The following is a 24619-nucleotide window of genomic DNA, read 5'->3' as shown; positions in this document are numbered from 1 at the left end:
AAATGCGCGGTCGATGCGGGCCTATTGCGGCAGCTCGCGCAAGTAAATGATGTCAAAGGCGAAAATTGTTGTGCCTCGGAGCGTTTTGGGCGGCAAAGAATGGTCGCGCTCGCCCGGTCTTGACGCTATAGAGGCCTGTCGTTTCGAACCGTTTCAAGCTGCCTGGCGCGGCATCTCAAGGGAAAAGAAGCATGGCCAATGTGGTGGTCGTCGGCTCGCAATGGGGCGATGAGGGCAAAGGCAAGATCGTCGACTGGTTGTCCGAGCGCGCCGACGTTGTCGTGCGCTTCCAGGGCGGCCACAATGCCGGCCATACGCTGGTCGTCGATGGCAAGGTCTACAAGCTGTCGCTGCTGCCGTCCGGCGTGGTGCGGCAAGGCAAGCTGTCGATCATCGGCAATGGCGTTGTCTTCGATCCGCACGCTTTCGTCGCGGAGGTGGCGAAATTGAAGGCGCAGGGCGTCGAGGTGACGCCGGACCGCCTGAAAATAGCCGAAAACACCGCGCTTATCCTGTCGCTGCACCGGGAGCTGGACGGATTTCGCGAGGACGCCGCTTCCAATTCCGGAACGAAGATTGGCACGACCCGTCGCGGCATCGGTCCGGCCTACGAAGACAAGGTGGGCCGACGCGCGGTCAGGGTGATGGATTTGGCGGATTTGGAAACGCTGCCCTTGAAGGTCGACAGGCTGCTGACGCACCACAATGCGCTGCGCCGTGGGCTCGGCCATGCCGAGGTCACGCATGAGGCGATCATGAGCGAGCTGATCTCGGTCGCCGACGAGATTCTGCCCTATATGGACCGGGTCTGGAAAATCCTCGATGACAAGCGCCGCGCCGGCGAGCGCATCCTGTTCGAAGGCGCGCAAGGCACGCTGCTCGACATCGACCATGGCACCTATCCGTTCGTTACCTCCTCCAATACGGTTGCCGGCCAGGCCGCCGCTGGATCCGGCGTCGGCCCGGGCGCCATCGGCTATGTGCTCGGCATCACCAAGGCCTACACGACGCGCGTTGGCGAAGGCCCGTTTCCAACCGAACAGAAGAACGAGATCGGCGAGTTCCTGGGCACGCGCGGCCATGAATTCGGCGTCGTCACCGGCCGCAAGCGCCGCTGCGGCTGGTTCGATGCCGTGCTGGTCCGCCAGGCTGTCGCCGTCAACGGCATCAAGGGCATTGCGCTGACCAAGCTCGATGTGCTCGATGGGCTGGACGAGATCAAGGTCTGCACCGGCTACCGCCTCGACGGCGAGGCGATCGATTACCTGCCGGCCAGCCAGGGCGCGCAGGCGCGCGTCGAACCGGTCTACGAGACGCTGGAGGGGTGGAAAGGCACCACCGCCGGCGCGCGCAGCTGGAACGACCTGCCGGCCCAGGCGGTGAAGTACGTCCGCTACATCGAAGAGCTGATCGGCGCGCCGGTCGCACTCCTTTCCACCAGCCCTGAACGGGACGACACGATACTTGTGACCGATCCGTTTCAAGACTAGTTTCTCAGCCTTTCCGGGCATTGCGGCTGATTTGCGGGGGCCGGCCCAGAAACAAAATGCAGGTCGACTGAAGCATGGTAGATTTTGTTTCTGTTCTGAAAAAGACGCTCGACAATCTCGGCGAGCCGTCGGCGGAGGTGCGCGCCAGGGTCTACGACAAGGCCCGTTCGACGATTGCAAAGAAGATTGCCGAACGCGATCCACCGCTTGCGCCGTCGGACGTCGCCAGGCAGAAGCGTGCACTCGAAGATGCCATCGCAAGCATTGAGCGAGAGTATGGCAAACCGGCGCCGGCATCCGATCCGCTGGCGGAGCTGGAGGACATCTTCTCCTCCATCGACCGCAACAAGAACCAGCCCAGCCATGTCCGCCAGCCGGCCAAAACCGAGCCGGCCAAGACCGAGCCGGCAAAGACCGGGCCGGCACAGACTGGGCCGGCATGGCAGCCCACGCCCGCCAAGCCGGCGTCGAACTGGCAAAAGCCGCAGCCCGTCGCTCTTTCTCAGGAGCGCGCTGGTCCGCCGCCGTCCGACATGGATCTTCCGACAGCCGATGACCAAGACGGGGTTTTTCGGGGCGATGACTTTTCCAACGACGGCGACCCCGCGGAGGACAGGTTCCAGCGGCTCCATCCTGCCGAGCGCAGGCGCAGCTATGGCGGTGTGATTGCCGCTGCCGTCGCCTTGCTGGTCATTGCCGGTGGCGGTTACGGCATGTGGCTGAACAAGGATGCGTTCGGCAGCATGCTCGGCCTCGACGGGACCAAAACCGTCGCCACCGAACCGCTGGTAAAGCCAGCCCCGGCCAAGCCGGTGGCCGATGCGGCCGTCCCGGCCGCCGCGCCTCCGACGGAGGCCGGCGAAGGCGCGAAGTTCACGCAGCGCCTGACGCCCGAAGGCCACGAGGTCGATCCCGGCCCCGCGGCCGGGCAGGCGGGCATCGGCGAAGGCGAATCCGTCGCCGCGCTGACCACGCCGCCGTCGGCCGCACAAACGCCGACCAGCCCGGTACCCGCCGCGCCGGCACCGGCCGCGCCCGCAGACGCGCAAGCCACGGCCAATGCTCCAGCAGTCGACGGGTCCGCTGCACCAACTCCCGCAACGCCGCCCGCCAACGGGGCGGCAGCGCCGGCCGATGCTGCAGCTGTCCCGCCAGCGCCTGCAGCGGCCGCCACACCGCCCGTGGCGGCAGCGGCACCGACGGTAGTTCCGCCGGAAGCCGCGCTGGCCGTCGGCCAGAAAGCGATCTTCTACGAGGAGCGCACCAGCACCGCTCAAGGCTCGGCCGAGCCCGGCAATATCGTCTGGTCACTGGTGCAGGAATCGCCCGGCGGCGACCTGCCGCCCGAGCCGGCGATCCGCGCCGAGGCGACCATTCCAGGCAAGGATATCCAGTTGCGCATGACGATCCGTCGCAACACCGACCAGACACTGCCGGCCAGCCATATCATCGAGATGATCTTCCTGACGCCTGACGGCTTCGAGGGCGGCGGCGTCGACAACATCCTGCGTGTCGCCATGAAGGGCTCCGAGCAGGATGCCGGCAGCCCGCTGATCGGCATCCCGGCCAAGATCGCCGACGGTTTCTTCCTGGTTGCGCTCAACGATACCAAGGCAGATGAAGACGCCAATCTGACCTTGCTCAGGGGCCAGGACTGGATCGACGTGCCGGTCGTCTACAAGACCGGGCGGCGGGCGCTGCTCACGATGGAAAAGGGCATTCCGGGCGAGAAGGTGTTCGACGAGGCGCTGAAGGCCTGGCAAACCAAGACGGCGGGTTGAGGCCGGCTCACCAGCCCAACCCCTCTTTGGCTCAGAAGCCTTGGAACAACATGTCGATTGCGCTCACGATGTCGTCGTGATGGCGAGAAAGATTTCCTTCGGCAATGGGCAATTCAGATGTCATCAAGGCTGACATGAATTGAGTGACCATGACATGGTCCTTACCGTTGATGGTGAAGATAGGATTTAGCCGGCGGCCCGGCACTGGAGCCTTATTGGCTGGCATCAGCGGGACGACTACCTTGGTGTCGAGCCGTCCCAGAAGGTCGGACTGGAGATCGAGAAGATAACCGTCGCCTTCGGCAGTCTGGTAGAAATCATAACGCGCCATCAAAACAGCCGGTGCTTGGCCAGAGGCAAGCCGTTGCGCCTGACATAGTCATTGGAACTCTCGATCGCTTCCTTGTTTTCCTCCTGCCATCGCCGGGTTTTTTCGGCCGAAATCGCCTTGGCGATACCCTCTTCTGCAGCGCGGGATATATTGATGCCCAACGCCTTGGCGTCCTCGATCAATCCGGAGTCGATCGATGTATTAACCGACTTTCTTTGGGTTTTTGGATTCGATCGAGGCATGGAGCCGCTCCCATTTATGCGCATAATGTAGGCGCATATGAGCGTGCATTCAACCTCTCACCCCTCCATCTCTTCGCGCAGCATCTCGAGTTCCAGCCATTCCTCTTCGAGCGCTTCCAGCGTGGCGCGCTCCTTGTCGAGCGCGGCAATCGTCTTCTGGAACGACGCCGGGTCGCGCTCATAATAGGCCGGATCGGCGATGTTGTTCTCCAGCCGCGAGATCGAGGCCGACACCGCCTCGATCTTCTTGGGTAAGGTTTCCAGCGCGAATTTCTGCTTGAACGACAGTTTCTTGGCCAGGCCCCTGCTAGCGGCCGCTTCGCTCCTGCTTGCCGCCGTCGCCTCGCCGGTCTCTGCCTTCGGCCGCGCCTTGCGGTCGTCCAGCCTGGTGCCGCCGCGCTGCGCCAGCATATCGGAATAGCCGCCGGCATATTCGATCCAGCGGCCGTCGCCATCCGGCGCGATGATGCTGGTCACCGTGCGGTCGAGGAAATCGCGATCGTGGCTGACCAGGATCACCGTGCCGGCAAAGCCGGCGACCAGTTCCTGCAGCAGCTCCAGCGTCTCCATGTCGAGATCGTTGGTCGGCTCGTCGAGCACAAGCAGGTTTGCCGGCCGCGCCAAAACGCGGGCGAGGATCAGCCGTGCCCGCTCGCCGCCCGAAAGCTCGCGCACCGGCGTGCGCGCCTGTTCCGGCTTGAACAGGAAGTCCTTCATGTAGGACACGACGTGGCGCTGCTCGCCATTGATGACAAGGTTCTCGCCGCGTCCGTCGGTGAGATACTGCGCCAGTGTCTCCTGCGGATCGACGGCCTCGCGCTTCTGGTCGAGCGTGGCGATCTCCAGGTTGGTGCCGAGCCGCACCGTGCCTGCGTCCGGCTTCAATTCGCCGGTCAGCATCTTCAATAGCGTCGTCTTGCCGGCGCCGTTCGGCCCGACCAGACCGACGCGATCGCCGCGCTGGATGCGTGTCGAGAATCCCTTGACCAGGGTCAGATCGCCAAAGCTCTTCTCGATGTTCTTGGCCTCAATCACCAGCTTGCCGGATTCGGCGGCGTCGCTGGCTGTCATCGTCGCCGCACCCTCGGCGCCACGATGACCGCGAAAGCGCTGGCGCATGGTCTGCAACTCACCGAGCCGGCGCATGTTGCGCTTGCGCCTTGCCGTCACGCCATAGCGCAGCCAGTGCTCCTCGCGCACGATCTGGCGGCCGAGCTTGTGCTGCTCGCGCTCTTCCTCCTCCAACACCGTGTCGCGCCATTCCTCGAAATAGGCAAAGCCCTTATCGAGACGGCGGGTCTGGCCGCGGTCGAGCCAAATTGTGGCGCGTGACACGCGTTCGAGAAAACGGCGGTCATGCGAGATGACGACCAGGGCCGAGGAGGTGCGGGCAAGCTCCTCCTCCAGCCATTCGATAACCGAAAGGTCAAGATGATTGGTCGGTTCATCGAGGAGAAGAATGTCGGGCTCGGGCGCCATGACGCGGGCGAGTGCCGCGCGCCGCGCCTCGCCCCCGGAGAGGTCGTTCGGCCGTTCCTCGCCGGTCAGGCCGAGATGCTCCATCAGATAGGTGGCGCGGTAGGGATCATCGGCGGGCCCGAGCCCCACCTCGACATAGGCGCGAACGGTCGCAAAACCGTCCATGTCGGGCATTTGCGGCAAATAGCGCACCGTCGCCGAAGGCTGGCGGAAGACTTCGCCGTCCTGCGGTTCGATCAGCCCGGCAGCGATCTTGAGGAGCGTCGACTTGCCAGAGCCGTTGCGCCCGACCAGGGCGATCTTGTCGCCAGCTGACGCCGTCAGGGCGGCACCGTCGAGCAGCGGCGCGCCGCCAAAGGTCAGCTTTATCCCGTCGAGATTGAGAAGCGGCGGCGCCATGTCAGCTTTCAGGTAGGGGAAAAGGATGCGCGAGCAGCAGCGCGCGGCCGCTGGCCAGCGCGATTTCCAGCCGGCCCTTGACCTCGTTGGAAATGGTCAGCGACGAGCCGAAGGCAACCTCGACATGGGCGAGCGGCCATTTGGCGCCGGTGACTGTCAGGCCGGCGAGATCCGAAAAGCCGAGCACCGAAAACAGCGTACCGTCGACATAATCGAAGCCAGTCTTTCCAGGCAGCAAAGGAATGCCTTCCTGTGCGCCGCTGGTCAAAAGCACTTCCGTTCCGCCTTCCGCCAGCCGGACGCTGAGCGCCAAATGCAGGAAGATGTGGTCGGTGCGTTTGCCGCCGAAGGCGCCTGCGAGCACAAGGCTGGTCGCACCGCGTTCGAGCGCGGCGGCGATAGCGAGTTCACCGTCGGTCTTGTCCTTTTCGGCGGGAAACACCTGCCGTGGCACGGCGGCCAGATCCTCCGGCAAATCGGCAGGCACGGAATCGAAATCGCCGACCCAGAGTTCCGGCATCAGGCCCAGCATAAGGGCATGGCCGATACCGGCATCGGCAGCGATGACGCGGGAGCCTTCGACCTGGCGGTCGAGCAGCGGCGTGCGGATGAGATCGCCGCCAAGCAGGATGGTGAATGTGCTCATATCTCGTGGCCCTTACCAGCCCTGCCCCGGAAACGGAAGATGAAACGGCAGATGAAACAGGACGCCGCGCTTTGGATGCCCGGCAAACTTCCGCTTGCGCAGCACTTCGGCCGGGCCTATGTGTCGAAACGCTCTAACGGGGTGCCGGACGCGATCTTCGCGGACCGGCTGAGAGGCAAGACTGCCAACCCGCTGAACCTGATCCGGTTTGTACCGGCGGAGGGATTAGACGTTTCGGACAGCCCGACGCCTCAATTCCTTTCAACGCGAACGAAGGAGGCGCCGATGCGCAGTTTTTTCCACTCTCTTGCCTCGATTATCCTGCTTGCGGCATCCGTGCTTGCCCTACCGGGGCAGGCATCGGCACAGGATAAGCTGACCGTCTATACCTATGAAAGCTTCACCGCCGATTGGGGTCCGGGACCGGCGGTGAAGAAGGCCTTCGAGGCCGAGTGCACCTGCGTCGTCGAATTCGTCTCGGTCGCCGACGGCGTGGCACTGCTCAACCGTGTGAAGCTGGAAGGGGCCGCGACCAAGGCCGATATCGTGCTTGGCCTCGATACCAATTTGACGGCGGACGCCAAGGCAACCGGCCTGTTTTCGCCGCATGGCGCCGTGACGGACGTCAGTGTGCCGGGTGGCTGGAGCGACGATATCTTCGTGCCGTTCGACTATGGCTATTTCGCTATCGTCTACGATAGCGAAAAACTGAAGAGCCCGCCGAAGAGCCTCAGGGAATTGGTCGAGGGCGATGCCGGCGACAAGATCGTCATCCAGGATCCGCGCACCTCGACGCCGGGCCTTGGCCTGCTGTTGTGGGTCAAGTCGGTCTATGGCGACAAGGCTCCGGAAGCCTGGGCCAAACTCAAGGCAAAGGTGCTGACGGTGACGCCGGGCTGGAGCGAGGCCTACGGCCTGTTCACCAAGGGTGAGGCGCCGATGGTGCTGTCCTATACCACTTCGCCAGCCTACCACATGGTTGCCGAAAACACCTCGCGCTACCAGGCGGCGTCCTTCGAGGAAGGCGAATATCTGCAGATCGAGGTCGCTGGGATCACCACCAAGGGCGCGAAGAACCCGCTGGCGGAAAAGTTCATCGCCTTCATGACCGGGCCGAAATTCCAGGATCTCATTCCCGAAACCAACTGGATGTTCCCGGCCGGCAAGACCGACAAGCCGCTCAATCCGGCGTTCGACAAGCTCGTCAAACCGACCAAAACCTTGCTGTTCAGCTCGGAAGAGGTCGCCGCAAATCGCAAGGCCTGGGTCGACGAGTGGCTGGCGGTGATGAGCAAGTAGCTCGGATTGAAAGATGATCGCCCTACGGCGCCCCCCTCTGTCCTGCCGGACATCTCCCCTACAAGGAGGGAGATTGGCCGTCATGCCGGCTTTCGCCAATCTCCGACATTGCCGGAATGAGCGGAGCGCTGAACCTGCCAATCTCTCCCCATGTGGGGGAGATGTCCGGCAGGACAGAGGGGCGCGCGAAGGAACGCAATCCTCGCTAAGAATCTCGAATCTGGTGGTCTAGCGTGCAACGCGCGCCATCATCGGATACCCGCGTCGCTGCCGGTATCGTCGCGCTCGCCGCCATCGCGCTGCTGATCGGCGGGGCATTCGCCGGGCTCGTCGTCGAAGCCATGCGCGACCTGTCGGGCGCCGCCTCCGCCTTTGATTCCTATCTCCTCCGTGTTGCCCGTTTCACGCTCTGGCAGGCTCTGTTGTCGACCCTGCTCTCCGTCGCACCGGCGCTGTTCGTCGCGCGCGCGCTGTCGCGGCATCCACAGTTTTTCGGGCGAGGCTTTGTCCTGCAGCTTTTCGCCGTGCCGCTGGCGCTGCCGGCCATTGTTGCCGCACTCGGTGTCTTGGCACTCTATGGCCGCGCCGGGTATTTCGCCGGCTTGCTCGGTGCGATTGGCGGCCAGAACTGGCCCGGCATCTATGGCCTATCGGGTATTCTCGTCGCCCACGTCTTTTTCAACCTGCCGCTGGCAACGCGACTGTTCCTGGAAGCGTTGCAGACGGTGCCGGCTAACCAATGGCGGCTGGCGAGCCAGCTTGGCATGGGTGCTGCGCCGGCCTTCCGGCTGATCGAATGGCCGGCGTTGCGTGCGGCCCTGCCGGGCGTTGCCGGGCTCGTTTTCATGCTGTGCATCACCTCCTTCACCATCGTGCTTACGCTCGGCGGCGGGCCGCGCGCGACGACGCTGGAGGTTGCCATATACCAGGCGCTGCGTTTCGACTTCGACCCGGCGCGGGCGGTGACGCTGACCTTGTTGCAGATTGCCCTGACCTTCGTCGTCGTGCTGGCACTAACGCGGCTTGGCGCCAATATGACCGGCGACGCCAATCTGCCGGTAGCCCCGCGCCGGTATTTTTCAGCCGGTGCGGCCGAGACCGTGCTGAACGCACTGGTGATCGGGCTGGCACTGCTGTTTGTCGCCGGACCGATGGCGGCTACGCTGTCGGCCGGGCTTGGCGCCGATCTCGGCCGCCTGGCCGGCGAGAGCGCGGTGCGGCAAGCGACGGCGACCAGTGCCGTGCTCTCCCTCCTATCGGCGCTGCTCTCCTTGGCGTTGTCGCTGTCGCTGGTTATGGCGCGCCGGGCGCTGGCGCTCACCCGGCGGACCGGCAGGCGGACGCTGCTCGAACACCTGGCCGACACCGGTGCGGGGTTCGTCCTGGTGGTGCCGCCCATCGTCATCGGTGCCGGCTGGTTCCTGCTCCTGCGCAGCGTCAGCGATGTCTTTGCGATCGCCCCTGTCATGGTGGTTGTGGTCAATGCGGTGATGGCGATGCCGTTCGCCATCCGCGCCATCCGCCCCGCCTATGACGCGGCGAGCGAACGCCACGAACGGCTCTGTGCACAGCTTGGCATCTCGGGCTGGAACCGGTTGCGTCTGGTCGACTGGCCGTCGCTGCGGCGGCCGCTCGCCACCGGCTTCGCCTTCGCCATGGCGCTGTCGCTCGGTGATCTCGGCGTCATTGCGCTGTTCGGCAGCGATTCCGTGCAGACATTGCCCTATCTGTTGCTGGCGCGCATGGGCAGCTACCGCACCGAGGATGCGGCCGGCCTGGCGCTGCTGCTCGGCCTTGTCTGCCTGGCGCTTGTGCTGACCGCGGACTGGCTGGGAAGGAGGGAGAAATCATGATGCCGATCAGCCCGGAACGGTCGATTTCGGTCGAAAAAGGCGCGGCCGTGCGGCTCGATAATGTCTCGTTCAGCTATGGTGAAACGCCGCTTATATTCGATGTCGATTTCCCGGCGTCGGAAATCACCGCCATCATGGGGCCGAGCGGTTCGGGAAAGTCGACGCTGCTCAATCTGGTGGCCGGTTTCGAAGCGCCGCGGTCAGGCCGCGTGCTCATCGGCGGCGCCGACGTCAGCACTGCGCCGCCATCAGCGCGGCCGGTATCGATGGTGTTCCAGGAAAACAACCTGTTTGCCCATCTGTCCCTCGAGCAGAATGTCGGGCTCGGCCGCTCGCCTTCGCTCATGCTGAGCGAGGCTGACCGCGCCGCAATCGCCGCAGCGCTGAAGCGCGTCGGCCTTGCCGGCAAGGAAAGCCGGCTGCCGCGCGAACTCTCCGGCGGTGAGCGGCAGCGCGTCGCGCTCGCTCGGGTCCTGGTGCGCGACCGGCCGGTGTTGTTGCTCGACGAGCCGTTCGCTTCGCTCGGACCGGCACTGCGCGACGACATGCTCGACCTGGTCGCCGACGTCCATTCGGAGCAGCGCATGACGGTGCTATTCGTCACGCACCAGCCGGACGATGCGCGCCGTATCGGGCAAAACATGGTTTTCCTGGATGGTGGCACGGTTGCCGCGACGGGCACTGCGGCCGATTTTTTCGTCGGGGCTGGACCGGAGGCATTCCGACGCTATATCGGCTCGGGTCCGTTTGCGGCTGGATCACGAGATGTTGCCCGGAAGCGGACATAATTTATGGTCAAACCGGCGGAAGGCGAAGCGGCGCTTGCTTGCCATGGTCGAGGTAGTGTGGCTAGGTCCGCCAGGAGCTGGTCCGGCTTAGACCGTGATTTGCCCTTGCTGCCTCGTATCTGTCGGACGCACGAAGGACGCCGTAGCACTTGATTTTGCGCGTGATGCTTTCCGGAAATCGCGCCCGATTTTCGCGGTCACGTGCCAGGACTTGAAAGGAAGCCGATCTGCCGACCGGCATCGACAATCGGAGGGTGAAACCGCTGGCGCGCTTTCTGGCGCTGGCCGGTCTTGCCGTGGCGCTGGCAAGCTGCCAGATGTTCACGCCTCCCGACGTGCAGGAATCAGGCTTTCAGCCCTCAGACAAGCCGATCACGGTCGACAATGTCGCCGCCAACGGCAAGCTCGCCCAACTGGCGAAGGCGCAGCACCCGCGCATCCTCGCCACCTATGGCGGAGAATATTCCGACCCCAAGCTCGAGCGCATGGTGGCCAAGATCGTCGGCAGACTGACCGTAGTGTCGGCCAACCCGACCCAGACCTACCGCATCACCATCCTCAACTCGCCCAACGTCAATGCCTTCGCGCTGCCGGGCGGCTATCTCTACATCACCCGGGGCCTGCTGGCCTTGGCCAACGATTCAGCCGAGCTTGCCGCCGTCATTGCGCATGAGATGGGCCACGTTACGGCCAATCACGGCCTGCAGCGCCAGCAGCTGGAAGCCGAAGAGGGGTTGGCGACCAAGGTCGTTTCGGATGTGCTCGGCGACAACCCGACGGCCAAGGCGGCGCTGATCCGCGGCAAGCTGAGGCTGGCCCAGTTCTCGCGCAATCAGGAGCTGGAGGCCGACGCCATCGGCATCAAATCGATCGGCGAAGCCGGTTTCGATCCCTACGCCGCCGGCCGCTTCCTGCAGTCGATGTCGGCCTATACCGATTTCCGCTCGATCAGCGGCGCCACCGACGCCAGCCTCGACTTCCTGGCGACGCACCCCAACACGCCGCAACGTATCGACCTCGCGCAGCGCCACGCCCGCCAATTCGGCGCGCCCGGTGTCGGATCGCGCGACCGCGATTCATTCCTTTCCGGCGTAGACGGGCTGCTTTACGGCGATACACCGGAGGAAGGCTATGTGCGCGGCGAAACTTTCCTGCATCCTGGCCTCGGCGTGTCGTTCTCGGTGCCCAATGGCTTCATCATCGACAATTCGGCAGCGGCGGTGACGGCGACAGGCCCGGGCGACATCGCCATCCGCTTCGACGGCGTTTCGATCGACAAGGGCCGCTCGCTGACCGACTACATCCGCAGCGGCTGGGTTGCCGGCCTCGACGACAGCAGCGTGCGCCAGGAAACGATCAACGGCAACGAAGCGGCAACCGCGCATGCCGGCGCCGATGGCTGGCAATTCGATATTGCGGTGATCCGCGCCGGCGGCCAGGTCTACCGCTTGCTGACCGCGGCGCCTTCGGCCAGCACCTCGCTGAGCACGGTGGCGCGCTCGGTCAGCGGCTCGTTCCGCATCCTGAGTGCTGCCGAGAAGGCGGCGTTGAAGCCGCTGCGTATCCGCATCGTCACGGTGCAGCCCGGCCAGACAATGGGCTCCCTGGCCGCACAGATGGTCGGCGTCGACCGCAAGCTGGATTTGTTCAGGGTGCTCAACGCGCTGTCGCCGGGTGCCGCCGTTTCGGCCGGCGACAAGGTCAAGATCGTCACCGACAAATAGCAGCCGACGCGATTCAGGCTGCGAGAAATTCCGGGTTCTGCTTCACCAGCGCCGCCTTGAGCTTTTCCATGGCGCGCGCCTCGATCTGCCGGACACGTTCCTTGGAGATGCCGAGCGTCTCGCCGAGCGCTTCGAGCGTCGCGCCCTCGTCGCTCAGCCGGCGCTCCTCGATAATCCTGAGTTCTCGCGCATTGAGCGCGCCGAGCGCCGTCTTCAGCCAGACAGAGCGGCGTTCGACATCGATCGTGTCGCCGACGACCTCGTCGGGCAGCGGGTCATCCGAAACCAGGAACTCCATCCGCTCGGTTGCGCCCGCATCGTCGGCAAGCGGCGTGTTGAGCGAGCTGTCGGGTGCCGAAAGGCGGGAATCCATCATCGCCACATCGGCCTCGGAAACGCCGAGAGCCGCCGACACTTCGCGGTAAAGCGTGGCATTCGACGTCTGCTCGGCGCCGTTTGCCAGGCGGGCGCGCAGGCGCCGCAGGTTGAAGAACAGCGCCTTTTGCGCGGAGCTGGTGCCGCCGCGCACGATCGACCAGTTGCGCAGGATATAATCCTGCATCGAGGCGCGGATCCACCATGTCGCATAGGTCGAGAACCGCACCTCGCGCTCGGGCTCGAAACGGGCCGCGGCCTCCAGCAGCCCGACATGGCCTTCCTGGATCAGATCGCCCAGGGGAAGGCCGTAGTGGCGGAACCGCGACGCCATAGAAATGACCAGCCGCATATGGGCGACGGTGATGCGGTGCAGCGCGTGCTGGTCATTGTTCTCCTTCCAGCGCAGCGCCAGGAGATGCTCTTCGTCGCGCTCCAGGTAAGGGGCTTTCATCGCCGCGCGAACCATGGTCCGTCCTGCACTGTCTTGCATCATGCCGCGCTCCTGCTTCAGGCGTTGCGGTGCAATCGCTGAATCGTGAGTTGGCGCCGATGGTTGAAATGGCGGCGCCGCGCCCTACAACAGCCAAGAACGTGCGATGCGGGGGAATGTTCCCCCGGACTGTCATGCCGATTGCGCTGTTCCAGGCGATTCGCCATCGGCTTTGACTCAGCCGGGTGGCGCCGGGAGGTGTTGGTTGAGAATGGGATTTCAAGGGCGCGAGATTTTTGAAATTTAGTTTCTTATTTTGGCATCGCGCATCTGTCATTTTCCGGCACTCGCAACGACGCCGGACATCGGCCAAGGACGGGATCACAGAAAAATGAAATGGCTCAAATCGCTCATTATCGCCGGAACGCTGCAGGTTCTGGCAATCGCCGCCGGTCATGCCGGCGCCAATCTCGACCAGATCAAGCAGTCCGGCGTCTTCAAGGTCGGCACGGAAGGAACCTATGCGCCCTTCACCTATCATGATGCTTCCGGCGCGCTGGTTGGCTTCGACGTCGAGATCGCCCGGGCCATCGCCGAGCGCCTCGGCGTCAAAGCCCAGTTCCTCGAAGGCAAATGGGACGGGCTGATCGCCGGTCTCGACGCCAACCGCTACGATGCCGTCATCAACGAGGTCGGCATCACCGAGGCGCGCAAGGCCAAATATGATTTCTCCGATCCTTACATCGCCTCCAAGGCGGTGCTGATCGTGCGCGGCGACAACACCGACATCAAGGGTTTCGCCGATCTCAAGGGCAAGAAGGCGGCGCAGTCGCTGACCTCGAATTTCGGCAAGCTGGCTGAAACCAATGGCGCCGAGCTCGTCGGCACCGACGGCTTCGACCAGTCGATCCAGCTTCTTCTCACCGGCCGCGCCGACGCCACCATCAACGACAGCCTGTCCTTCCTCGACTTCAAGAAGCACAAGCCCGACGCCAATGTGAAGATTGCCGCGCAGGAAGAAAACGCCGACTATTCCGGCGTCATCGTGCGCAAGGGCGATCCGGAACTGGTGGCCGCCATCAATAAGGCGCTGGCCGACATCAAGGCCGACGGTACCTACCAGAAAATCGCCGATACCTATTTCGGCCAGGACGTTTCGAAGTAAACGGCTTTTCTCGCGTGGGCCGAGTGCCGGCCCGCGTCGTTCATGTCGCGGCGAGCTGTCTTTGACGGCCCGCCGCTTTCGCGTGATATGAGCGACGGCAATCTGGCAAGGAGGAGGCTTCGTGCCGCACTGGCTGCAATTGATGCTGGAATCCCTGCCTACGCTGCTGTGGGCTGCACTGATCTTCACCGTGCCGTTGACGCTGCTGTCGTTTGCATTCGGTCTTGTCCTCGGCCTGGTCGTGGCGCTTGTCCGGCTGTTCGGTCCCAAACCGCTGGTCGCCGTGGTCCGCTTCTATGTCTGGATCTTCCGCGGCACGCCGCTTCTCGTGCAACTGTTCCTTATCTTCTACGGCCTGCCATCGGTCGGCATCCTGCTCGACGCTTTTCCGGCAGCACTGATCGGCTTTACCTTGAACATCGGCGCATATTCGTCGGAAATCATCCGCGCCGTCATTGGTTCGGTGCCGAAGGGCCAGTGGGAAGCGGCCTATTCGATCGGCATGACCTGGGCCCAGGCAATGCGGCGCACCATTCTTCCACAGGCGGGGCGCGTCGCCGTGCCGCCGCTGTCCAACACCTTCATCTCACTGGTCAAGGATACATCGCTCGCCGCCGCCATTACCGTGCCCGAGATGTTCCAGGCGGCGCAGCGCATTGTCGCCACCACTTATGAGCCGCTGATCCTCTATGTCGAGGCAGCGGCTCTCTACCTGGTCATGAGCTCCGTGCTGTCGGCCTTGCAGGCCCGATTGGAAACGCGGCTTAACCGCTATGGTGGCTTCCTGGAGGCGCGCGCATGATCGGCCTCACCAACATCGAAAAGCGTTTCGGCGACAATTTGGTGCTGAAGGGTGTGACCGTCACCATCGAGGAAGGCAGCGTCACCGCGCTTGTCGGGCCATCGGGCGGCGGGAAAAGTACGCTTTTGCGCTGCATCAACCTGCTCGAGCTGCCGACTTCAGGCACGGTGCGAATCGGCGACGATGCACTCGAATTCCACCCCGGCGGCAGGGTCTCGACCAGGGATATCCAGCGGCTGCGGCTGCAGACCGGCATGGTGTTCCAGAATTTCCAGCTGTTTCCGCATCGCACCGCGATCGAGAACATCATGGAGGGGCTGGTGACGGTGCTGAAATGGCCCAAGGAAAGGGCGCGCGAACGGGCGCTCGCCCTGCTCGAAAAGGTCGGCATGGCGCACAAGGCCGACGCCTGGCCGGCGACGCTGTCAGGCGGCCAGCAGCAGCGCGTGGCGATTGCCCGGGCGCTGGCGCCGTCGCCGAAAGTGCTGCTCTGCGACGAGCCGACCTCTGCACTCGATCCGGAACTGGCGCAAGAGGTGGTCGACGTGCTCGGCAAGCTCGCCAGCGAGGGCACGACCATGGTGATGGCGACGCATGATCTGAGGCTCGCCTCCAAGATCGCGCGGGAAGTGGTGTTCCTCGATGCCGGCAACATCGTCGAACAAGGGCCGGCCGCGGTGCTGTTCAGCAACCCGGAGCGCCAGCGGACCAAGCGGTTCATCGCGACGCTGAAGCAGGAGGCGGAAAGGGAGGGCGGTGGCGAAGGTTAGATATGCATTCGCCGGTCCCAAAAACAAAAAACCCGGCGCGAGGCCGGGTTTTTCTGAATTCGAAAGCGAAAAGGCTCAGGCGGCTTCTTCCTGCTCGGCTTCCTCGTTGTCGGCCTTGGCGCCGCGCTTGGGGCCCTTGTTGAGGTTCACCTCGATGAGGCGCACCGCTTCGGTCTCCGACATGCGGTTGACGGCCGCGATCTCGCGGGCCATGCGGTCGAGGGCCGCCTCGTAGAGCTGGCGCTCGGAATAGGACTGCTCCGGCTGGTTGTCGGCGCGATAGAGGTCGCGCACCACTTCCGAGATCGAGATCAGATCGCCGGAGTTGATCTTGGCATCATATTCCTGGGCGCGGCGCGACCACATGGTGCGCTTGACGCGGGCGCGGCCCTGCACGACCTTCAGCGCGCGCTCGACATAATCCTCTTCCGATAGCTTGCGCATGCCGATCGAGGTCGCCTTGGCGACTGGCACCTTGAGGCGCATCTTGTCCTTCTGGAAGTCAATGACGAACAGTTCCAGCTTGTGGCCCGCGACTTCCTGCTCATCGATCGAGACGATCTGGCCGACACCATGCGCCGGATAGACGATGTACTCGCCGGTCTTGAAACCGTGGCGCGCTGCGGTGGACTTCTTCTGCGGGGTGATCGTTGCCATTACGCCCTGAACTCCTTGTTGTGGTACCGGCATCGTGCCGGCCCGAACTCGTGCGACCGGGGTGACCGGTCCTTAGCCACACAACGATGAACTCACCGGAAGGCCAGGACCGGCAAATCGCAACATTGCGACCGCCTGCCCCAGATCGCTCTGGTCCGGATTGAGAAATTCACCTTTCAGTGATTTGGGGCGTTTGCGCCATAAATCGACGTTGTGTCACCGGCATGTTGGGCTGATATAACACAAAAAGTCGGAAGAATCAAGGTTTTGCTGCACGCGCGAAGGCCATGCGCCATCGCCGCCTGTCAAGGCAGTTAATGTATCACGTCTGTTACGCCGCGTCAGGCTGCCGCAATCAGCGCTCTCGTTAATCGCCTTCGCCGGGCTCCGGGGAGAAATATTTCTCGAATTTGCCAGCTTCCCCGTCGAAGGATTTGGCGTCGGCCGGGGGCTCCTTCTTGGCGGTGATGTTGGGCCATTTATCGGCATATTCGGTGTTGATCTGCAGCCATTTGTCGAGGCCCGACTCGGTGTCGGGCTTGATCGCGTCGGCCGGGCATTCCGGTTCGCAGACGCCGCAGTCGATGCACTCGTCCGGGTGGATGACGAGCATGTTCTCACCTTCGTAGAAACAGTCGACCGGACAGACCTCGATGCAGTCCATGTATTTGCATTTTATGCAATTGTCGGTCACGACATAGGTCATTGGTCGGCTCCGGGACGTCCCATTTTGTTGGGCTTTTTTGGTGAGGTAACGCCTTTGTCCGCCGCTGGCAAGGGCAGCCCTTGCCAGCGGTGCCGGGGTTTCCGGAATGGAATTCCAGAGGCCCGGCAAAGCGGAAGTTCGACCTTGCTCAATCGTCGCCGAGCAGGTGGTCGGTCTGGCGGCGTTCCTTCTTCGTCGGGCGACCGCTGCCGGCCTCGCGCAACGGCGGCACCGCATCCGGAAGCGCCTCGCCCTTGGGCGCGGGGGGCGGCGACATGTCCTCGTAAAGCAGGCGGGCTTCTTCGGCCGGGCCGCGCCGTGCGCCGGTGCCAAGGACTTTCCAGACGAAGATCCGCCGCTCGAGCGTGATGGTCAAAACGTCACCCGGCCGGACCGTATCGGATGCCTGCGCTGCTTTGTCGCGATTGATGCGGACGCGTCCGGTGACGACCAGCTTGGCTGCCAGCGTGCGTGATTTTACCGCGCGCGAGAAGAACAGCCACTTGTCGATGCGCTGGCGGGCATCAGTGACCATCGGACGAACAGCTTACTTCTTCAGCTGGTCGCGTAACGCGGCGAGCTTGGCAAAGGGCGAGTCCGGATCGAAGCGGACCGGGCGTTCCTCACGCGGCTTTGGCTGGAAGGCGGGCTTTGCGCCTTGGGCGCCGCCTTTGCCGTCCTGCCGTCCAGCCTTCCAGTCGGGCCGGTTTTCGCGCCGGTCGAGGCGTTCGCCTTGCGGCTTGCCGGCGCGCTGCTCTGCCGCCTCGCCTTGCGGCTTGGGCTTGAACTTGCTGCGGTCGAAGCGTGGCTTGCCGGCGCCGTCGCGCTGATCGTGGCGCCCTTGACGGGCGGGCCGGTCGCCCGGCGTCGGTTGCCCGCCGGCATCTACCGGCGCATCGCTGCGGCCGTCCGGCGCAGCTTGACCATTGCGCGCGCGACTGTCCCGATGATTGTCCCGGGGGCGGTTGTCATGCTGGCGATGACGCGGGCGCTGGTCGAAACGACCCTGCCGCCACAACAGCACAGGTTTTGGCTCCTCGGCTTCTGGGGCAGCTTCGCCGGCGACGGCTTCCGCCGTTGCTGCAGGTTCGGCCGGCGATGCTTCCATAGTGTCGGAAACCGGCGGCTCTGCCGGTGCCGTAGCCTCAGTTTCCGCCCCAAGTTCCGTCCTTGGCTCAGCCGCTGGTTCTGCAGCCGCTTCGGCGGCGGGCTGGGTCTCTTGCGTGACTTCTGCCGCAGCTTCAGGGGCTGGAGCTTCCGGCTGGTCTTCCGCGACAGGCTCTGCCGCCGCTTCGGTCACGGCTTCGGCCGCCTCCGCAACAGGAGCCGCATCCGACACAGGCTCCGAAGCCTCCGCCGAAACCTCCGCCGGCGGCTCTGCCGCGGCAGCTGCTTCCGCCATCCTCGCCTGCTCGGCTCGCGTTGCCTCTTCCGCCGCCTGCTTTGCAGCGGCCGCTTCACGCGCGGCATTGTCCTGTGCTTCGAGCCGCGCCTTGACCTCGGCCGCCGGCTTGGCATCGGCGCGATAGCCGAGCCCCTTCAGGATTTCTTCCATGTCGTCGGCGGTGGCGCCGAGGATCGACATCATCGGCGGCGTCACCATGAAGGACTGACCGTCATAGGCGCCGTCGGGGCGAGGTCCGAGGCCCGGCTTCCAGTTGGTCGCCGGCCGGATCAGGTCGGCCAGCCGTTCGAGAATATCGACGCGTACAGCACGCCGGCCAAGATTGCGGTAGCCCGCCAGCTTGTAGAAAGTCTTGTCGAAGGTTGGATCGATGACCACCGAGGTGCGGCCGGAGGCCAGTGCGTGAACGACATCGCCGAAGCCGGGCTTGTCCTTGCCGTCGTTTCTCAGCGCCCACAGCAGCGTTATCAACCCGGCCGGCGCCGGCTTGATCAGCGCCGGCACGAAGACATGGTAGGCGCCGAAGCGCACGCCGAGACGGCGAAGCGCCGCGCGGCCCTCCTGGTCGAGCGACTTCATCTCGTCGGCGATGTCGCGACGGTTGATGAGGCCGAAATGCTCGACGAGCTGGAAAGCGATGCCGCGGCCGATGCCGGTGATCTGCTCGGCATTCTTGAGATCGACCAGCGGCTTCAGCAGGGATTCGATCTGGAAATTGACGAAGCGCTCGGCGCGCGCCGCAACCTTGTCGCGGGCCGGGCCGGTGAGTTGCTCGTCGGCGAGCAGAACGAGACGCGGCTTCAAAGCGTCTTCGCCAGCGACCAGCGTGCCGATCGGCGCGCCGATCCAGCGCAGCGTGCCATCCGAACCCAGCGCGATGTCGCCATTGGCCGAGGCGCCGAAGCGTTCGGCCCGCGCCTCGAACTCGGCGGCAAGCGCCTTCTGCGCCGCCGCCCGCACCGCCTTGGCGTCCTCGCCGCCGGCGCTCTGGTCGGCGGTGAAGCGGAAACCCTGCAACTCGCCGACGTGATGGCCTTCGACGAGGACGGTTCCGGTTGGGCTGATTTCGGCTTCAGGCATCGTGTTTTCTCTAAGGCGCCGCATGAGGACGGAAGTCCTGCGGTCTACAAAACGTTTCGTCAACCGCTCATGCAGCGCATCCGACAATCTGTCTTCGATTTCGCGCGTCTTTTCCTGCCAGTGTGCCCGATCGGCCAGCCAGCCGGGCCGGTTGGAAACGAAGGTCCATGTGCGGATCTGGGCAATCCTGTGCGATAGCGTGTCGATATCGCCTTCAGTGGTGTCGGCGCGGCGCACCTGCTCGGCCATGTAGTTCTCGTCGACATGGCCGTGCCTGGCAAGGTCCATGTAGATGGAGGCGATCAAGTCGGCGTGCTGGGCCGGCGCGATCTTCCTGTAGTCGGGCAGCGCGCAGGCTTCCCACAGCAGCGCCACCCGCCTGGCGTCGGTGGTGAGTGCCCGGATGTCCTCGTCGCGCGACAGATGCTCGAGCGCCTGCGCGTCCACGGCCGGCAGTGCGCGCGTCAGGCCTTCGACCGGGGCGTTGGTCTCGATCGAGCGCTTCAGCGCATCGAGGTTGGCGAAATCGAAATGCGCGGTACGCCACTGCAGCACTTTCACCGGATCGAAATCATGCGCCTCGATCTTCTTGACCAATTCCTCATCCAGCGGATCGACCTGGCCGGTGACGCCGAAGGTGCCGTCGCGCAGATGCCGGCCGGCACGGCCGGCAATCTGGCCGAGCTCGGCCGCGGTCAGGTTGCGGTACTGGTAGCCGTCGAATTTGCGATTCTGGGCGAAGGCGACGTGGTCGAGGTCGAGGTTGAGGCCCATGCCGATGGCGTCGGTGGCGACGAGGTAGTCGACATCGCCCGACTGGAACAGCGCCACCTGGGCGTTGCGGGTGCGCGGGCTGAGCGCGCCGAGCACGACGGCGGCACCGCCCTGCTGGCGGCGGATCAGCTCGGCGATGGCATAGACCTCGTCGGCCGAGAAGGCGACGATCGCGGTGCGCCGCGGCAGGCGGGTCAGCTTCTTCGAGCCGGCATAGGCAAGATGCGACAGCCGTGGCCGGGTCACCACCGACACGCCCCGCAGCAGGCGCTGCAGAATGCCGTGCATGGTGGCCGCACCCAGCAGCAGCGTCTCCTGGCGGCCGCGCAGATGCAGGATGCGATCGGTGAAGATGTGGCCGCGTTCGAGATCGCCAGCGAGCTGGACCTCGTCGATGGCAACGAAGGCGGCGTCGGTCTCGCGCGGCATCGCTTCCACCGTGCAGACCGAGTATTTCGCGCCCGCCGGCTGGATCTTTTCCTCGCCGGTGATGAGCGCAACCTTATGGGCGCCGACCTTCTCGCAGACGCGCGTATAGACCTCGCGGGCAAGCAGCCTGAGCGGTAGGCCGATGACGCCGCTCTCATGCGCCACCATGCGTTCGATGGCGAGATGGGTCTTGCCGGTATTGGTCGGGCCGAGCACGGCCGTCACGTCTCGACCCGACAGGATCAGCGGTTCAGTGTGTTTCGGATGGATGTTCATCGGCCTGGAAATAAGGCTCTCTGCCTCGCATTGTCGGGAGCGCGCCCATATTGGCCGCGTATGACAGGCGACACATAGGGATTTCGGGCGCGAAGCGAAAGCGGAATGTGCCGAGGGCAGGCTGATTGGTCGGTTCGAAGCCAGAAATCTGTTCCCGATTAACAGTTGGAACGAGTCTGGAACGAATCAGCGACGAATCACTGACTCGCGCTGATTCAGGTTTTGTTCACGGCTACATCTGGGATTTCTGCCGGCGAGTCTCACCACATGCTGAATCACAGAAACTGGCCCGATTCATGCAGGCGGCATTCAAACGAGCACCACCGTTAACCTTTGCCGGTGAATGATCGTGGCCGGCCAATCTGCTTCGCCCAACATTATGAAATTATTGATGTTTCCTAATCCGCTTTAATCATTTCGAGGGTGTTTTCGGCTCTCGCCGTTAACGTTCCGCTCAAAGCCGGAACGAATCGGCGACGAATCAGCGATAGGCAAAGTTTCTTGGTTTGTTCACCGCAACATGTTGTGTTGTGAACAGCTTTTCCACCGAGAATCCACAGGCTGCCGGGCAGTTTTTGCACAGGCTGCGCAGCGGCCGTTAACCTTTGCGTGCCGGATTGGGGGGAGATCTTGCAACGGGAAGACCGCTATAGAAACGGGCCGTTTTGCAGGCCCGTTCGTCCAAGCGCGTATCTATCTCAACGTAAAGATAAACGGTCAGGCGATGTACTGCCCGCCATTGGCTGATATGGTCGAGCCGGTGATGAACCCGGCATCGTCGGAAGCGAGGAAGACGACGCAGCGCGCGATCTCCTCCGGCTCGCCGAGACGGCCGACCGGGATCTGCGGAAGGACACGCTCGTTGAGCACCTTCTCGTCCATCGCTTTGACCATCTCGGTGGCGATGTAGCCGGGGCAGATGACGTTGACGGTGATGCCGGCGCGCGCGCCTTCCTGGGCCAACGCCTTGGTGAAGCCGATATCGCCGGCCTTCGAGGCCGAATAATTGACCTGGCCGACCTGCCCTTTCTGGCCATTGATCGAGGAGATGGTGATGACGCGGCCGAATTTGCGGTCGCGCATGCCGCCCCACAACGGATGCGTCATGTTGAAGACGCCGGAAAGGTTGGTGTCGAGGACCTCTTTCCATTGCTCGCGCGTCATCTTGTGGAACATCGCGTCGCGCGTGATGCCTGCATTGTTGACCAGCACCGATACGGGACCGAGATCGGCCTCTACCTGTTTGATGCCGGCAGCGCAGGCCTCGTAGTCGGCAACCGACCATTTGTAGACCGGGATGCCGGTCGCTGCCTTGAACTTTGCTGCCGCTTCCTCATTGCCGGCGTAGTTTGCGGCAACCGAATAGCCGGCGCTTTTCAAGGCGACCGATATCGCCGCGCCGATGCCGCGCGACCCGCCTGTGACGATTGCAACCTTTGTCATGTGTCCTCCCGGGAAATGCAGATGACTGAGCGTTGAAGCGGTAGGTTTTGCCCTCTATTCCCTACTCGCTTTGCGCCAGTATCCTATTCGTATCGCTTATCTCATCACAATGCTTCCACGCACATGGCAACGCCCATGCCGCCGCCGATGCACAGCGTGGCAAGACCTTTCTTGGCACTTCTGCGACGCATTTCGTAGACCAGCGTGTTGAAGATGCGGGCGCCCGAGGCGCCGACCGGATGGCCGATGGCGATGGCGCCGCCATTGACGTTGACGATGGACGGGTCCCAGCCCATGTCCTTGTTGACGGCGCAGGCCTGCGCGGCGAAGGCCTCGTTGGCTTCGACCAGATCGAGGTCGCCGACCGACCAGCCGGCCTTGGCCAGCGCCTTGCGCGAGGAGGGGATCGGTCCCGTCCCCATGATCTGCGGGTCAACGCCGGCGGTCGCCCAGGAAACGATACGCACCAGCGGCGTGATGCCGCGCCTTGCGGCTTCCGCTTCGGTCATCAGCACCACGGCGGCGGCGCCGTCATTGATGCCGGAAGCATTGGCTGCTGTCACCGTGCCGTCTTTGTCGAAGGCGGGCTTGAGCTTGGTCATGGCGTCGATCGTCGCGCCATGGCGGATGTACTCGTCCTGGTCGACTATCGTGTCGCCCTTCCTGCCCTTGACTGTGAAGGCAACGATCTCGTCGTTGAATTTTCCGCCTTTCTGCGCAGCCTCGGCCTTGTTCTGGGAAGCCAGTGCGAACTGGTCCTGGTCGTCGCGGGTGATTTGGAACTGGCGGGCGACGTTCTCCGCCGTGTTGCCCATATGATAACCATAGAAGGCATCGGTCAGGCCGTCCTTGATCATGGTGTCGATCAGCTTGAAATCGCCCATCTTGACGCCACCGCGCAGATGCTGCGCATGCGGAGCCATCGACATCGATTCCTGGCCGCCGGCAACGATGATTTTTGCATCGCCCTGGGCGATCTGCTGCATGCCGAGCGCGATGGCGCGCAGGCCGGAGCCGCAGAGCTGGTTCAGGCCCCAGGAGGTCGCCTCCTGCGGCACGCCGGCGGCCATGGCCGCCTGCCGCGCCGGGTTCTGCCCTTGAGCCGCGGTCAGGATCTGGCCGAGAATGACCTCGTCCACCTCCTTGCCGTCGACGCCGGCGCGGGCAAGCGCTTCCCTGACGGCGACGGCACCCAGTTCATGAGCTGGCGTGTTGGCGAAGGCGCCGTTGAAGGAGCCGACAGGCGTGCGCGCCGCACTGGCGACAACGATGGCGTTGGAAGCGGACATGTTCTTCTCCAGACTTTCGGGGAGCGATTTCGGGTGCCGTCGGGGACTTTTCTTGCCCTTTCCACAACCCGAGTCAAACCCGAAATGGGCATGGCGTTCCTCCGCGGCAAGCAGGCCGCGCGTCGCTGCGATGACGGCCCATCCGTGCTGCGCAGCATAAAATGTTCCCGCACTGCACAAACAGCTTGGATTCATGACGCTTTTGCGCATATCCTTTAACAAGGCGCAATCGTTACCGGCGGCTTACTTAAGCTGGCCGGTGTCCGGGGAGGATGCAGATGGCCGCGAAAGACGAACCTATTGTTATCAAGAAATATGCCAATCGCCGTCTCTACAATACGGGCACCAGCACCTATGTGACGCTCGAGGATCTCGCAGAAATGGTCAAAAAAGGCGAGGACTTTACTGTCCAGGACGCCAAGACCGGCGACGACATCACGCATCCGGTGCTGACCCAGATCATCTTCGAGCTGGAGAACAAGGACGGGCAGAACATGCTGCCGATCCCGTTCCTGCGTCAGCTCATCGCCTACTACGGCGACCAGATGCAGATGATCGTGCCAAGCTTTCTCGAACAGTCGATGCTGGCCTTCTCGAAGGAGCAGGAACGCTTTCGCGAGCAGATGAAAGATGCCCTCGGCAAGTCGCCGATGGACATGATGAAGATCGCGACGCCGATCAAGGTGCTGGAGGAGCAGACTCGGCGTAACATGGAAATGTTCCAGAACGCCATGCGGCTGTTCACGCCGTTCCCGCCTGCGGGGTCTGCGCCGGCAGCAGCACCGGCCGAACAGGCCAGGAAAGAAACACCGGAAAAACCGGACGACCTTCAGGAGCTGAAGGAGCAGATCGCCGCGATGCAGCGCAAGCTCGACACGATGTCGTGACTGCCGGCCGGCGAAGCGCCGGCCCAAAATTTCCCTCAGCAGGCCTGTGTCAGAAAACATCTTCGCCTCGAAGGTGAAGATGTCATCCACGCTCTA

Annotated in this window: 21 protein-coding genes and 1 riboswitch; of the genes, 10 read left to right on the top strand and 11 right to left on the bottom strand. The window is 63.6% G+C overall.

The features are described from left to right. The first annotated feature begins 191 nt into the window (after positions 1-191). Positions 192-1490 carry an adenylosuccinate synthase gene (locus NKH63_RS06715; RefSeq protein WP_023680654.1) on the top strand — a complete coding sequence of 433 codons (1299 nt, stop codon included), beginning with the start codon at positions 192-194 and terminating at the stop codon, positions 1488-1490. A gap of 74 nt (positions 1491-1564) precedes the next feature. Continuing rightward, positions 1565-3271 carry a hypothetical protein gene (locus tag NKH63_RS06710; RefSeq protein WP_352494167.1) on the top strand — a complete coding sequence of 569 codons (1707 nt, stop codon included), beginning with the start codon at positions 1565-1567 and terminating at the stop codon, positions 3269-3271. 31 nt (positions 3272-3302) lie between these two features. On the opposite strand, the gene NKH63_RS06705 is transcribed toward NKH63_RS06710, so the two are convergent. From NKH63_RS06705 to NKH63_RS06690, 4 genes are read right to left on the bottom strand one after another with little or no spacing between them, the layout of a single operon-like run. After that, positions 3303-3602 (bottom strand): CcdB family protein, encoded by a 300-nt coding sequence (locus NKH63_RS06705; RefSeq protein ID WP_352480906.1) that lies wholly within the window; start codon positions 3600-3602, stop codon positions 3303-3305. Next, positions 3602-3868: a type II toxin-antitoxin system CcdA family antitoxin gene (locus NKH63_RS06700; protein WP_352850089.1), complete on the bottom strand. Its 267-nt coding sequence runs from the start codon at positions 3866-3868 to the stop codon at positions 3602-3604. The genes NKH63_RS06705 and NKH63_RS06700 overlap by 1 nt, the downstream gene beginning before the upstream one ends. Before the next feature lie 33 nt (positions 3869-3901). Then, entirely contained in the window at positions 3902-5722 is a 1821-nt protein-coding gene (locus tag NKH63_RS06695; RefSeq protein WP_352640150.1) for an ABC-F family ATP-binding cassette domain-containing protein, read from the bottom strand. 1 nt (position 5723) lies between these two features. Further along, positions 5724-6368: a thiamine diphosphokinase gene (locus NKH63_RS06690; RefSeq protein WP_023721026.1), complete on the bottom strand. Its 645-nt coding sequence runs from the start codon at positions 6366-6368 to the stop codon at positions 5724-5726. Between the two features lie 127 nt (positions 6369-6495). Further along, positions 6496-6610, top strand: a riboswitch (TPP riboswitch). Between the two features lie 43 nt (positions 6611-6653). On the opposite strand from NKH63_RS06690, the gene thiB reads away from it, so the two are divergent. The 4 genes from thiB to NKH63_RS06670 all read left to right on the top strand — a co-directional run bounded on the left by thiB (position 6654) and on the right by NKH63_RS06670 (position 12032). Further along, complete coding sequence (thiB, locus tag NKH63_RS06685) at positions 6654-7667, top strand: thiamine ABC transporter substrate binding subunit (RefSeq protein ID WP_352640151.1); 1014 nt, start codon at positions 6654-6656, stop codon at positions 7665-7667. Positions 7668-7900: 233 nt separating this feature from the next. Next, positions 7901-9520, top strand: coding sequence for a thiamine/thiamine pyrophosphate ABC transporter permease (gene thiP, locus NKH63_RS06680; protein WP_352480902.1), 1620 nt, complete (start codon positions 7901-7903; stop codon positions 9518-9520). Then, entirely contained in the window at positions 9517-10308 is a 792-nt protein-coding gene (thiQ, locus tag NKH63_RS06675; RefSeq protein ID WP_023721024.1) for a thiamine ABC transporter ATP-binding protein, read from the top strand. The genes thiP and thiQ overlap by 4 nt, the downstream gene beginning before the upstream one ends. Before the next feature lie 254 nt (positions 10309-10562). Continuing rightward, positions 10563-12032: a M48 family metalloprotease gene (locus NKH63_RS06670; protein WP_023721023.1), complete on the top strand. Its 1470-nt coding sequence runs from the start codon at positions 10563-10565 to the stop codon at positions 12030-12032. Positions 12033-12045: 13 nt separating this feature from the next. Here NKH63_RS06670 and NKH63_RS06665 read toward each other — a convergent pair whose 3' ends face one another. Further along, complete coding sequence (locus tag NKH63_RS06665) at positions 12046-12903, bottom strand: RNA polymerase factor sigma-32 (RefSeq protein WP_031194549.1); 858 nt, start codon at positions 12901-12903, stop codon at positions 12046-12048. A gap of 328 nt (positions 12904-13231) precedes the next feature. Here NKH63_RS06665 and NKH63_RS06660 point away from each other — a divergent pair, with 328 nt between their 5' ends. The 3 genes from NKH63_RS06660 (at position 13232) to NKH63_RS06650 (ending at position 15577) form a co-directional block, all read left to right on the top strand. Further along, positions 13232-14005 (top strand): amino acid ABC transporter substrate-binding protein, encoded by a 774-nt coding sequence (locus NKH63_RS06660; protein ID WP_023721021.1) that lies wholly within the window; start codon positions 13232-13234, stop codon positions 14003-14005. A 121-nt stretch (positions 14006-14126) separates the two neighbouring features. Then, on the top strand, positions 14127-14807 hold the full coding sequence (locus tag NKH63_RS06655) for an ABC transporter permease subunit (protein WP_023721020.1): 681 nt from the start codon (positions 14127-14129) through the stop codon (positions 14805-14807). Further along, on the top strand, positions 14804-15577 hold the full coding sequence (locus NKH63_RS06650; protein WP_023721019.1) for an amino acid ABC transporter ATP-binding protein: 774 nt from the start codon (positions 14804-14806) through the stop codon (positions 15575-15577). The genes NKH63_RS06655 and NKH63_RS06650 overlap by 4 nt, the downstream gene beginning before the upstream one ends. A gap of 75 nt (positions 15578-15652) precedes the next feature. Here the strand turns inward: NKH63_RS06650 and NKH63_RS06645 are convergent, their stop codons facing one another. From NKH63_RS06645 to NKH63_RS06620, 6 genes are all read right to left on the bottom strand, one after another. Further along, positions 15653-16234, bottom strand: a complete 582-nt coding sequence (locus tag NKH63_RS06645; RefSeq protein WP_006327799.1) for a CarD family transcriptional regulator — start codon at positions 16232-16234, stop codon at positions 15653-15655. Between the two features lie 367 nt (positions 16235-16601). Then, positions 16602-16940, bottom strand: coding sequence for a ferredoxin FdxA (gene fdxA, locus NKH63_RS06640; protein ID WP_023721018.1), 339 nt, complete (start codon positions 16938-16940; stop codon positions 16602-16604). A 148-nt stretch (positions 16941-17088) separates the two neighbouring features. After that, entirely contained in the window at positions 17089-17475 is a 387-nt protein-coding gene (locus NKH63_RS06635) for an RNA-binding S4 domain-containing protein (protein ID WP_023721017.1), read from the bottom strand. Between the two features lie 12 nt (positions 17476-17487). After that, the gene (locus NKH63_RS06630; protein ID WP_352917731.1) at positions 17488-20904 is read right to left on the bottom strand and encodes a helicase-related protein; all 3417 of its coding nucleotides are present in this window, start codon (positions 20902-20904) and stop codon (positions 17488-17490) included. A 717-nt stretch (positions 20905-21621) separates the two neighbouring features. Beyond that, positions 21622-22347: an acetoacetyl-CoA reductase gene (gene phbB, locus NKH63_RS06625; protein WP_023721015.1), complete on the bottom strand. Its 726-nt coding sequence runs from the start codon at positions 22345-22347 to the stop codon at positions 21622-21624. A 104-nt stretch (positions 22348-22451) separates the two neighbouring features. Further along, the gene (locus tag NKH63_RS06620) at positions 22452-23636 is read right to left on the bottom strand and encodes an acetyl-CoA C-acetyltransferase (protein ID WP_352480897.1); all 1185 of its coding nucleotides are present in this window, start codon (positions 23634-23636) and stop codon (positions 22452-22454) included. Between the two features lie 278 nt (positions 23637-23914). On the opposite strand from NKH63_RS06620, the gene phaR reads away from it, so the two are divergent. Further along, a complete protein-coding gene (gene phaR / locus NKH63_RS06615; protein WP_023721013.1) occupies positions 23915-24523 on the top strand; it encodes a polyhydroxyalkanoate synthesis repressor PhaR in 609 nt (202 codons plus the stop codon). The last annotated feature ends 96 nt before the right edge of the window (positions 24524-24619 follow it).

The organism is Mesorhizobium sp. M0960 (assembly GCF_040319055.1).
GTDB lineage: Bacteria > Pseudomonadota > Alphaproteobacteria > Rhizobiales > Rhizobiaceae > Mesorhizobium.
Note: the sequence above shows the minus strand (reverse complement) of the source record. Positions and strands in the feature narration are given on the sequence as shown.